The organism is Arthrobacter sp. Y3221157 (assembly GCF_059089865.1).
This window is the reverse complement of sequence record NZ_JBNHFD010000111.1, coordinates 1-10,232: the sequence shown is the minus strand read 5'-3', so window position 1 is coordinate 10,232 and position 10,232 is coordinate 1. Positions and strand designations below refer to the sequence as shown.

Here is a 10,232-nt window from a genome sequence, read left to right as displayed (position 1 = left end):
GCGGTGGGCGCCGCCGTCGGGCCTTGTATATCCGGAGTGCTGTGCGCCAGCGGTGCGGCGGTTGCCGGTGCAAGGGTTGCCGTTTCGACGCTTCCGACGGCGGCCGGCTGCGGCTGGTGGAGCAAAGGGCCGCCGAACGTAATGGCCAGGAATGCCAGGATTCCGGACAGGAGGATGGCGAGGTCACCGCGGTTCCAGCGGCGCCACCGGCGGCCGGTCCGGGCGGCGTGCCGGCTGCCTTCCTGGGACATCTCTACTCCTCACCTGGCGGGGATGATGGGAAGGAAGGCGCCCCGCCGGGCACTGGCGGGACGCCTTCCTTGTCAGTGGCCGCGGAAATCGGCTCGGGCCGCGGCTTAGCCTGCTGCGGTGGCGTCAGACCTGCGGCGTACGGCCACTGCGGCTCCTGCTGCCACCAGTGCGCCCAAGCCGGCGACCCAGGCGGGGGAGTACTCAGCCCCGCCAACGGCCGTCTGTGCGTTGTAGCCCTTGTTGGTGCCCAGGTTGGTGGTAGCGGTAGCGGTGGCGGCAGCACCGGTCCGTGCCGGCACCTGCGGCGTGGCGGCGGCAGGTTGCGCGGGAACCACTGGCGCACCAGCAGCAGGCGCCGCGGCCGGAGGGGCAACCACCTCGGCGGCCGCCGGCGGGTGGACGACGACCGTTTGCTCGACTGGCGGCACCACGACCGTTTGTTCGACCGGCGGCACCACCACCGGCTGCTCCACGGGCGGGTCGACGACGACGGGTGGCACCACGACCGGGTCAATCACGACCGGCGGGTCCACGTCGACCGGCGGGTAGACCGGCGGTGTTTCGCCCGGCGGCAACGGGGCGCAGTTGGCGATGTAGGCGATCTTTCCCGAATTGGTCCAATTCAGTCCCTCGGGCATTTTCGGTGTCGGCGGGATGATGTCGTCCGCGTGCTGGCGGTGGCCGCCGATTCCGTCGTCATCAAACTCCAGCGGGATCCAGGCTCCGCCCTCGTCGTGGCAGACGACGACCCTGTCCGATGCGGCTAGGGCAGGGGCAGTGAGGCCAATCAGGCCCAGCCCTGCCACCCCCAAAGTGGCTAAAGTGCGTTTCATTTTTACTCCCCAGTGATATGTAGCGGTCCATGCGCGCGGGGAGTGCCAGCGTTGACGCCTTATGCCCCAGCAGCACGGTCAGCTTGCTTGAGGTTTCAGGCTAGGAGCGGCGGCGGGGGCGGGTCGCGAGTAGGAGGTACTCGACTTTACGGGCCGCTGACGTGCGGCGATACCTGCTCCTACGCGGAAGCGGGGGAGTACTACTTGTTCTGGGGCGCGAAGCGGCCCACTCCGTGATGCTCCCTTGTCCGCGGTTTGCCCCGCGCCTAACGTTGAAGCATACGAAAGGTGTGTGGACATCATGGAAATCTACATGTGGTGGCTGGACCTGGACCTCGACACCAAGGAGTGGTTGCGGGAGAACCTGCGTGCCGAGGAACTGCCCCTTCCCGTGCTCCAGGGCATCGCGGAGGCGGGCGGACCGCACCCCGACAACCCGGCAGGTGTGCTCAGCGACGCCGACTGGGACTTCATCGAGACCCAGTCGGAGTTTGTCGACTAGCCGCAGGGGCCGGGAACTCCTGCCACCGGAAAACCGTTGCGGGCCGCCCGCAGCGATGGTTGCATGGGGGGCATGGCATCCGCAGAGAGTTTTGTCTTAGCGATCGGGACCAAAAAAGGACTCTGGCTGGCTACCAGCCGGGACAGGCTCAACTGGTCCTTCACCGGCCCCCATTTCCTGATGAGCGAGATCCCCAGCATCGGGATCGACACCCGGAACGGGCGCACCCGGATCATGGTGGGTGTCCGTAATGAACACTGGGGACCCACGGTTGCGCATTCCGACGATCTCGGATCCACCTGGTCCGAGCCGGAGCAGGGGGCCATCAAGTTTCCGGAGGACACCGGCGCGGCGGTAGAGCGCGTGTGGCAGATTTATCCGGATGCCGAATCCCGGCCGGGGGTGGTCTGGGCCGGTGCGGAGCCCATCTCCGTGTGGAAATCCACGGACGGCGGCGAACATTTCGAATTGAACCGGGGGCTCTGGGACCACCCGCACCGGAGCGAGTGGGGCGCCGGCTACGGTGGTGCTGCGGCGCATTCCATCGTGGTCCATCCGTCCGGGGAGACCGTCCACGTGGCAATGAGTACGGGGGGCGTTTACCGGTCGGTGGACGGCGGCACCTCCTGGGAGCCGCGCAACAAGGGAATCTCGGCCTACTTCCTGCCCGACCCCAACCCCGAATTCGGCCAGTGCGTACACAAGATCGCCGCGGACCCTGCCGTTGACGGCCGCCTCTATGCGCAGAACCATCACGGCGTCTACCGCACGGACGACAATGCCGACACCTGGACCTCCATTGCGGAGGGGCTGCCCGCAGACTTCGGGTTCGTGATGCTCACCCACCCCCGGCGCGGCGGGACGGCCTGGGTGGTGCCGCTGAAAGCGGACGGCGAACGCATTCCGCCCGATGGTGAACTGGCGGTGCACCGCACGGACGATGCCGGCTCCACCTGGAAGCGGCTGGCGTCCGGCCTGCCCACCGGCGAATACAACAGCGTGCTGCGCGACGCCGCCTCGGTTGACACGGCGGAACCCGCGGGCGTGTACTTCGGCACGCGCGGCGGCGCTGTCTATGCCAGCGCGGACGAGGGTGAGACCTTCACGGAAGTAGCGACACACCTGCCCGATGTGCTGTGTGTCCGGGCGGCAGTGATGGCGAGTGCCTGACATCGCAGTTGTCCTGCCGAGCGTCCTGCAGCCCCTCGCCGGCGGGCAGTCCGTACTGACTGCGCCCGCCGACGGGCCGGTGACCGTGGGAAAGCTGCTTGACGCGGTGACATCCGACTATGCGGTACTTGCCAGGCGGCTCCGGGACGAGACGGGTGCACTGCGCCGCTTCGTGAATGTCTATGTTGACGGGGACGAGGTACGCCGCCTGCAGGGGCTGGAGACCGAGGTGGCGCCTGGCCAGGAGGTGCTGGTGATCCAGTCCGTGGCCGGCGGCTGAATCCCGTGTTTGCCGGGGCTGGCGGGCAGTCCTTACTGACTACGCCCGCTGCCGCGGCGGCGCCGCCCTGGAGAGGGCGGCAAAGCGTTGAAGTTCAGGCGATCCGCCAGACGGTGCATTCGTCCGTATTGATTGCTTTCCGCAGCCCTGTAATCCGGTCCAGGATCCAGACCACGCCGATGCCCGGCGCTGTTTCCTGGACGCTGCCGCGGCGGATCACCACGTCGTCGTAGGAAGGGCCCACGGAAAGGCGGGCTTCGATTTCGTCACCGCGGTGGAGCTGGTCCAGGGCGCGGACTCTGGTTACATGCGTGGTCGCCTTCTTCAACATTGCGTGGCCTCCTGGCTGGAGCTGGTGCCGGCTCTTGCCTGCACTACCAAGTGTGGCCGGGCAATGTTGCGCGCCCGTTTCCCCGCGGTTAGGTACCGGTTAGTTCTTCGAACCGGTGTTGTTTCTGCCGCACCCTACTGGCAGGCCTGCGGGCGTGGCCGGAAGCGGGACCCCGTTCAGGCGGCGCCGCGGCTGCGGTAGCCGGCCAGGAAGTCGGAAATCCTTTCCACCGCTTCCTCGATGTCTAAAACGGACGGAAGTATTACGAACCGGAAGTGGTCCGGTGCGGGCCAGTTGAACGCGGTGCCGTGGGAAACCAGGATCTTCTGTTCCTGCAGGAGGTCCAGGACGAACTGCTCGTCGCTGGCGATCGGGTACAGGTCCGGATCCAGGCGCGGGAACAGGTACATGGCTCCCGACGCCGGCACGCAGGTAACGCCGGGAATGGCGGTGAGCAGTTTGTGGGCGAGGTCGCGCTGTTCCCGCAGCCGGCCGCCCGGATTCACCAGCGCCTCGATGCTTTGGTAGCCGCCCAGGCATGTCTGGATGGCATGCTGGGCGGGAACGTTCGCGCAAAGGCGCAGCGAGGCAAGCAGTTCAAGGGCTTCCCGGTAGCCCGCGGTGGCCGCGAGGGGCCCGGTGATGGCCACCCACCCCGCACGGTAACCGGGCATCCGGTAGGCCTTGGACAGCCCGCTGAAGGTCAGGCAGCACACGTCTTCCGCCACGGACGCAGTGTGGATGTGGCGGGCGCCGTCATACAGCACCTTCTCGTAGATCTCGTCCGAAAACAGGACCAGGTTGTGCTTGCGTGCCAGGGCAGCGAACTGTTCCAGGACGCGGCGGGGGTACACGGCGCCCGTGGGGTTGTTCGGGTTGATGATCACGATGCCCTTGGTGCGGCTGGTGATTTTCGCTTCCACGTCCGCCATGTCCGGCCACCAGTTCTCCGCCTCGTCACAGAGATAGTGCACCGGTTTCCCGCCGGTCAGGGTCACGGCAGCGGTCCACAGGGGATAGTCCGGCGCCGGGACCAGGATCTCGTCACCGTTTTCCATGAAGGCCTGCAGGCACATGGAGATCAGTTCGCTGACCCCGTTGCCGATCACGATGTCTTCCACGCCGATGTTCATCAGCCCACGGGTCTGGTAGTACTGCGAGATGGCGGTCCGGGCGGTGAAGATCCCCTTGGAATCGCTGTACCCCTGCGCGCCGCGAAGGTGGTGGATCATGTCCACGACGACGGACTCCGGCGCCTCCAGCCCGAACGGCGCCGTGTCCCCGAGGTTCATCTTCAGGATGCGGTGCCCCTCGGCCTCCATGTTCTTGGCCGCCTGGAGGATGGGGCCCCGGAGCTCGTAGCGGACGTTCTGGAGTTTGCTGGAGTGTTGCATGGCGCGCATGGTTGATCTTTACACACAGCCGGCGCCCGCCGCCCCCGTTACGGCGCCAGCCGGTCCCCCTTCCGGTGTAACCGGAACCAGCGGTATCCGTAGCGCCCCAGTTCCGCCGTGAAGCCGCCATCGGGTTCCAATTCCACATTGTCGCCGTCGAACAGGTCCAGCAGCATGGCGTCCTTGTAGGCCTGCGGCGGGGCGTCCTGGCCACCCACCAGGCCGCTGACCTTTACCGGGTCCTTGCCGAAGTTGTGCAGCAGCACCAGCGTCCCGCCGTCGGAACTGCAGGTATGGGCGAACACGGCGGGCTCAGGCTGGTCGATGACGTTGAATTCACCCCACCCCAGTTCCGGGGACTCGCGGTAACGTGCAATCAGGGTGGCCATGAAATTGAACAATGAGTCCGGGTCGCGCTTGGCGGCCGCAGCGTTGACGTTCTCCACCCCATACTCACCGCGCACCAGGGGCGCCACCAGGTCCGCCGCTTTGGCACTGGAGAATCCGCCGTTCTTTTCGCTGGTCCACTGCATAGGGGTGCGCACCGCGGCGCGGCTCTTCTGCCGGAGGTCCTCCCCCATGCCGATCTCCTCGCCGTAGAACAGCACGGGGGTGCCCGGCAGCGAGAACATCAGCGAGTACACCATCCGGATACGTTCCTGGTCGCCTCCCAGCATCGGCGGCACCCTGCGGCGCAGCCCGCGGCCGTAGATCTGCATGTTTTTCCGGGGTCCAAAAGCTGCAAATACCTCTTCGCGCTCGCCGTCGCTGAGCTTGTCCAGGGTCAGCTCGTCATGGTTGCGCACGAACATTGCCCACTGGTTGTCCGGGTGCAGCGGCGGCCGGCCCTTCAGTGTTTCGGCCAGGGGACGGGCATCCCCGCGGGCCAGGGACAGGTAAATGTACTGCATGGACATGAAATCGAACTGCATGTTGAGTTCGTTGCCGTCCGGCCCGCCGAAGAATTCGACCTGTTCCTTATAGGGCAGGTTCACCTCGCCCAGCAGCACAGCGCTGCCATTGCGGCGGCTCACGAAGCTGCGCAGCGCGGCCAGGAAGCCGTGCGGATCCAGGTTGGCGGCCTCGTCCCTGGGCTGCCCGCGGGTTTCCAGGAAGAAGGGCACAGCGTCCAGCCGGAACCCGTCCAGGCCCAGTTCCAGCCACAGGCCCATCGCCTTGGCGATCTGGTCGCGCACATCGGGGTTTGTGACATTCAGGTCCGGCTGGTGCTTGGCGAACATGTGCAGGTACCACTCCCCGGTGGCGTCATCCTTCTCCCACAGCGAGTCCTCTTCGCCGGGGAACACCACCTCCGAGGACGTGTCCGGCGGAGTGTCGCTGCGCCACACGTAGTAGTCCCGGTATTTGTTGTCCGTGGATTTCCGGGCCTCGACGAACCAGGGGTGCTGGTCCGAGGTGTGGTTCACCACGAAGTCTGCGATGACCCTCATTCCCCGGTCCCTGGCCGCGCGGATGAACTCCACCAGGTCGCCCATGGTGCCGAGCCGGGGGTCCACGGTGAAGAAGTCCGTCACGTCATAGCCATCGTCCCGGTCCGGGGACGGATAGAACGGCATGAGCCAGATGCAGGTCACGCCCAAGGCGGCCAGGTAGTCCACCCGCTGGGTCAGCCCGGCGAAATCCCCAGTGCCGTCGCCGTCGTCGTCAAAGAACGTCTCCACGTCCAGGCAGTAGATGACCGCGTTTTTCCACCACAGGTCGGACGTCTCGGCGAGCCTCATGCCCGAACCTTCGACGACGGTTCGGCAGCTGCCGCGGCAAGAGGCGGTTCAGCGGCAATGCCGGCAGGGGTCCCGCCGGACGTGCGAAGGTGCGGAAGGACGTCCGCGCCGAACGCGTCGATGAAGGGGGCCTGCTCCTGCCCCACGAAGTGCAGGTAGAGCTCGTCGAAGCCGAGCTCCGCGTACCCGGCCAGCCAGTCAACGTGCCGGGCGGTGCTGGCCGAAACGTTCACCGACTTGCGGACCTGGTCCTCACCCACGTGCTCGCCCACGCCGTCGAAGTGCCCGGCGGTGGGCAGGTCCCACGGGACGGGCGGGGCGAAGGTGTTGGTCCGCCACTGGTCCAGGGCAATGGCCGCGGCATCCTCTTCGCGGGGTGCCCAGGAGAGGTGGACCTGCAGCACGGCCTTGCCGCGGCCGCCGTTGTCCCGGTAGGCGGCCAGCATGTCCCGGAGCTTGTCTGCGGGCTGGTTCACTGTGACCAGCCCGTCAGCCCACGCTGCGGCACGGCGGGCTGTGTCCACGCTGATGGCGGGCGCGATCAGCGGCGGCGGAGAGTCCGGGACGTCCCAGATCCGCCCCTGCTCCACCGTCACCAGGCCGCGGTGGGTGACCTCCTCGCCGCGGTGCAGCCGGCGGATGACGTCAACGCACTCTTCCAGCCGGCGCTGCCGGATGTCCTTGGCCGGCCAGGCATCGCCGGTAATGTGCTCGTTCATGTTTTCGCCGCTGCCGGGGGCAAACCAGAACCGCCCCGGGAACATCGCGGCCAGGGTCGCGGACGCGTGGGCGATGATCGCCGGGTGGTAGCGCTGGCCCGGTGCCGTCACCACCCCGTACCGGAGGCCCGTGGTGGCCAGGGCGGCCCCCAGCCAGGACCAGGCGAACCCCGAATGGCCCTGCCGTGCGGACCACGGCTCGATGTGGTCAGAGCACATGGCGGCGTCGAAGCCTGCGCGCTCCGCGTGCTGGACATCCTGGAGCAGCTGGCCGGGACTGATCTGTTCGTGCGAGGCGTGAAAGCCGACGGTAACCATCGTTAACCTCTACCGTCCGGCACGGTGCCCTGTCGAGGGCATTCCGGCCCCGGTACGTGAAGCGGACTACTTGTCGGATAAGTTTGGAACTTGTAGTACCGCGTTCCTGCCGACAACGCGGGGGCCGGCGGAACGGGAAGGAAGTACCTCAATGGGCGGCGTGCTGATCGGGCTGGCGGTGATCGGCGTCGTGATCGCCGTGGGGTACATCGCCGCGCGCTGCGGCCTGGGCGGCGAGCCCACTGTCGCGGCACTGACCCGCACCGCGTTCTTCATCACCAACCCGGTCCTGCTGTTCACGGTGGTCCTGGAATCGGACGTCAGCGTGGTGTTCTCCGCCTACGTGCCGCTGGCGCTGATTACCGCCCTGGTCACCGCGCTGCTGTATGTGGGGATCAGCCGGCTGTGGTTCCGGAGGCCGCTGGCCGAGACGGCAGTCGGCGCCATGGCCAGTTCCTACGTCAACGCCAACAACATCGGCATCCCCATCACCCTGTACGCCCTGGGGGACGCCACGCCCGTGGCGCCGGTGCTGCTGGTCCAGCTGCTCCTGCTGGCACCGCTGGTGCTCACCTTGCTGGACCTCTCCGCCGCCGGCAGGTTCTCGCCGCGGCTGATGCTGACGCAGCCGTTCCGGAATCCCATGATCATCGCCACCCTCCTGGGCGTGGTCCTGGCCGCCCTCAACGTGGAGCTGCCTGAGCCGGTGATGGCCCCGCTGGTATTGCTCGGCGGCGCCGCCGTTCCGGTGGTGCTGTTGGCATTCGGCATGTCGCTGCACGGCAGCCGAATGCTGGGCAGCGGCGGGCACACGGCGGAAATCCTCACCGCCACTGTGCTCAAGTCAGCGGTCATGCCGGCGGTGGCGTTCGTCGTCGGGCGCTTCCTGTTCAACCTGGACCAGCACATGCTCCTGGGCGTGGTGCTGATGGCTGCCCTCCCGTCCGCCCAGAACGCCTTCCTTTTTGCCAGCAAGTACGGCCGGGGTGTGGCCGTGGCCAGGGAAACCATCATGCTGTCCACGGCCGCCGCGGCGCCGGCACTGATCCTCATCGTCTGGCTGCTCGCGGGCTGATCCGGCGCGCCGACGGGCGGGGCAGGGGTTCCGCGCCGGGCGCCTGCCGGGCAAGAATGGGCACATGGAACTTCCCGTGATGCCGCCTGTCCCGCCCATGCTCGCCAAATCCGTCAGCGGCATCGACGGTATTCCGGGAACAGGCAGCCTCAGCTACGAACCCAAGTGGGACGGCTTCCGGTCCATCATCTTCCGCGACGGGGACGAGCTGGAAATTGGCAGCCGCAACGAAAAACCCATGACCCGCTACTTTCCCGAGCTGGTGGCGGCCCTGAAGGAGAACCTGCCGCCGCGGTGCGTGGTGGACGGGGAAATCATCGTGGTGGGCGCCTCGGGCGACCGGCTGGACTTTGACACCCTGCAGCAGCGCATCCACCCCGCCGCCAGCCGGGTGAAGCTGCTGGCGGAGCAGACCCCGGCATCCTTCGTGGCCTTCGACCTCCTGGCCCTGGGCGACGACGACTATACCGGCAGGCCCTTTTCTGAACGCCGCGCCGCGCTGGAGAAGGCACTGGCGGCCAGCAAGGCGCCGGTCCACCTGACGGCCGCCACCACGGACAAGGGAACCGCTGGAAAGTGGTTCGAGCAGTTCGAGGGCGCGGGCCTGGACGGCGTAGTGGCCAAGAGGCTGGATGGCCGGTACGAACCGGACAAGCGCGTGATGTTCAAGATCAAGCACGAGCGCACGGCCGACTGCGTGGTGGCCGGCTACCGGCTGCACAAGAGCGGGCCGGACAGCATCGGCTCGTTGTTGCTGGGCCTGTACAAGGACGACGGCGGCCTGGCGAGCGTTGGAGTGATCGGCGCCTTTCCGATGAAGCGCCGCAAAGAGCTGTTCCAGGAACTGCAGCCCCTCGTGACCGATTTCGACAACCACCCCTGGGCGTGGGCGAAGCAGGAGGAAGGCGAACGGACGCCGCGGAACGCCGAGGGCAGCCGCTGGAGCGCCGGCAAGGACCTGTCCTTCGTGCCGCTGCGGCCCGAACTGGTGGTGGAGGTCCGGTACGACCACATGGAGGGGGACAGGTTCCGGCATACCGCCCAGTTCAACCGCTGGCGCCCGGATCGCGATCCGGAGTCCTGCACCTACGCGCAGCTGGAGGAACCGGTCAACTTTGACCTCGCCTCCGTCCTGGAGACCGGCCGGCCCTAGCCGTTTCCCCGGACCGCCGGGTTCCTGGCGTCCAGCATGCTCCAGAGGCCGTCCGCGCGGCAGGGGATGGACGCGTTCACCAGTGCCCGGCTGTGCGGGTGCCGCGGGGCGGCGAAAAAGTCCCGCGTTTCGGCCACCTCCACCACCCTGCCGTCGAGCAGGACCGCAACCCTGTCGCACATGTACCGCACCACGTCCATGTCGTGGGAAATCACGATCAGGGACAGGTCATGCTCGCGCTGCAGCCGCAGCAGCAGGTTCAGGATGGTCCGCTGCGTGAGCGCGTCCAGTGCCGAGGTGGCTTCATCGCAGATCAGGACCCGGGGTTCCAGCAGGAGGGCGCGGGCGATGGTGGCCCGCTGCAGCTGGCCGCCGGAGCATTGGCCGGGGCGCTTGTCCAGCAGGCCGGCATCCAGCTCCACCTCCTTGAAGGCGGCCGCGATCCGCTCGTCCCGCTGTGCCG

The 10,232-nt window shown here is 67.2% G+C and carries 11 protein-coding genes and 1 pseudogene; 5 read left to right on the top strand and 7 right to left on the bottom strand.

Annotation, left to right across the window (positions count from 1 at the left end; all coding sequences use genetic code 11):
• Nucleotides 1–251, bottom strand: a pseudogene (locus AC5RTT_RS18570) (class F sortase); the annotation flags it as partial.
• Between the two features lie 105 nt (nt 252–356).
• Nucleotides 357–1,085, bottom strand: a complete 729-nt coding sequence (locus AC5RTT_RS18565) for a hypothetical protein (protein ID WP_494146425.1) — start codon at nt 1,083–1,085, stop codon at nt 357–359.
• A gap of 301 nt (nt 1,086–1,386) precedes the next feature.
• Here AC5RTT_RS18565 and AC5RTT_RS18560 point away from each other — a divergent pair, with 301 nt between their 5' ends.
• The 3 genes from AC5RTT_RS18560 to AC5RTT_RS18550 all read left to right on the top strand — a co-directional run bounded on the left by AC5RTT_RS18560 (nt 1,387) and on the right by AC5RTT_RS18550 (nt 3,037).
• Nucleotides 1,387–1,587 carry a hypothetical protein gene (locus tag AC5RTT_RS18560; RefSeq protein WP_494011586.1) on the top strand — a complete coding sequence of 67 codons (201 nt, stop codon included), beginning with the start codon at nt 1,387–1,389 and terminating at the stop codon, nt 1,585–1,587.
• A 63-nt stretch (nt 1,588–1,650) separates the two neighbouring features.
• A complete protein-coding gene (locus AC5RTT_RS18555; protein ID WP_494146424.1) occupies nt 1,651–2,757 on the top strand; it encodes a WD40/YVTN/BNR-like repeat-containing protein in 1,107 nt (368 codons plus the stop codon).
• Nucleotides 2,750–3,037 carry a MoaD/ThiS family protein gene (locus AC5RTT_RS18550; RefSeq protein WP_494146423.1) on the top strand — a complete coding sequence of 96 codons (288 nt, stop codon included), beginning with the start codon at nt 2,750–2,752 and terminating at the stop codon, nt 3,035–3,037. Before AC5RTT_RS18555 ends, AC5RTT_RS18550 begins: the two co-directional genes overlap by 8 nt.
• Nucleotides 3,038–3,131: 94 nt before the next feature.
• Here the strand turns inward: AC5RTT_RS18550 and AC5RTT_RS18545 are convergent, their stop codons facing one another.
• The 4 genes from AC5RTT_RS18545 to AC5RTT_RS18530 form a co-directional block, all read right to left on the bottom strand.
• Complete coding sequence (locus AC5RTT_RS18545) at nt 3,132–3,368, bottom strand: hypothetical protein (RefSeq protein WP_494146422.1); 237 nt, start codon at nt 3,366–3,368, stop codon at nt 3,132–3,134.
• 176 nt (nt 3,369–3,544) lie between these two features.
• Complete coding sequence (locus AC5RTT_RS18540; RefSeq protein WP_494146421.1) at nt 3,545–4,771, bottom strand: pyridoxal phosphate-dependent aminotransferase; 1,227 nt, start codon at nt 4,769–4,771, stop codon at nt 3,545–3,547.
• Between the two features lie 38 nt (nt 4,772–4,809).
• Nucleotides 4,810–6,504, bottom strand: a complete 1,695-nt coding sequence (locus tag AC5RTT_RS18535) for an alpha-amylase family protein (protein ID WP_494146420.1) — start codon at nt 6,502–6,504, stop codon at nt 4,810–4,812.
• Complete coding sequence (locus tag AC5RTT_RS18530) at nt 6,501–7,541, bottom strand: TIGR03885 family FMN-dependent LLM class oxidoreductase (RefSeq protein WP_494146419.1); 1,041 nt, start codon at nt 7,539–7,541, stop codon at nt 6,501–6,503. The genes AC5RTT_RS18535 and AC5RTT_RS18530 overlap by 4 nt, the downstream gene beginning before the upstream one ends.
• Nucleotides 7,542–7,692: 151 nt before the next feature.
• Here AC5RTT_RS18530 and AC5RTT_RS18525 point away from each other — a divergent pair, with 151 nt between their 5' ends.
• Together AC5RTT_RS18525 and AC5RTT_RS18520 are read left to right on the top strand one after the other, a co-directional pair.
• Nucleotides 7,693–8,616 carry an AEC family transporter gene (locus tag AC5RTT_RS18525; RefSeq protein WP_494146418.1) on the top strand — a complete coding sequence of 308 codons (924 nt, stop codon included), beginning with the start codon at nt 7,693–7,695 and terminating at the stop codon, nt 8,614–8,616.
• Nucleotides 8,617–8,680: 64 nt separating this feature from the next.
• On the top strand, nt 8,681–9,769 hold the full coding sequence (locus AC5RTT_RS18520) for an ATP-dependent DNA ligase (RefSeq protein ID WP_494051930.1): 1,089 nt from the start codon (nt 8,681–8,683) through the stop codon (nt 9,767–9,769).
• Here the strand turns inward: AC5RTT_RS18520 and AC5RTT_RS18515 are convergent.
• Nucleotides 9,766–10,232, bottom strand: a 467-nt coding sequence (locus tag AC5RTT_RS18515) for an ATP-binding cassette domain-containing protein (RefSeq protein WP_494146417.1), incomplete at its 5' end; no start/stop codon positions are given. The genes AC5RTT_RS18520 and AC5RTT_RS18515 overlap by 4 nt on opposite strands.

Bases quoted from the DNA above. Each gene is read 5' to 3' on its own strand.
- AC5RTT_RS18565 (WP_494146425.1), bottom strand. From the start codon at position 1,085: ATGAAACGCACTTTAGCCACTTTGGGGGTGGCAGGGCTGGGCCTGATT.
- AC5RTT_RS18540 (WP_494146421.1), bottom strand. From the start codon at position 4,771: ATGCGCGCCATGCAACACTCCAGCAAACTCCAGAACGTCCGCTACGAG.
- AC5RTT_RS18535 (WP_494146420.1), bottom strand. From the start codon at position 6,504: ATGAGGCTCGCCGAGACGTCCGACCTGTGGTGGAAAAACGCGGTCATC.
- AC5RTT_RS18520 (WP_494051930.1), top strand. From the start codon at position 8,681: ATGGAACTTCCCGTGATGCCGCCTGTCCCGCCCATGCTCGCCAAATCC.
- AC5RTT_RS18525 (WP_494146418.1), top strand. From the start codon at position 7,693: ATGGGCGGCGTGCTGATCGGGCTGGCGGTGATCGGCGTCGTGATCGCC.
- AC5RTT_RS18545 (WP_494146422.1), bottom strand. From the start codon at position 3,368: ATGTTGAAGAAGGCGACCACGCATGTAACCAGAGTCCGCGCCCTGGAC.
- AC5RTT_RS18555 (WP_494146424.1), top strand. From the start codon at position 1,651: ATGGGGGGCATGGCATCCGCAGAGAGTTTTGTCTTAGCGATCGGGACC.
- AC5RTT_RS18530 (WP_494146419.1), bottom strand. From the start codon at position 7,541: ATGGTTACCGTCGGCTTTCACGCCTCGCACGAACAGATCAGTCCCGGC.
- AC5RTT_RS18560 (WP_494011586.1), top strand. From the start codon at position 1,387: ATGGAAATCTACATGTGGTGGCTGGACCTGGACCTCGACACCAAGGAG.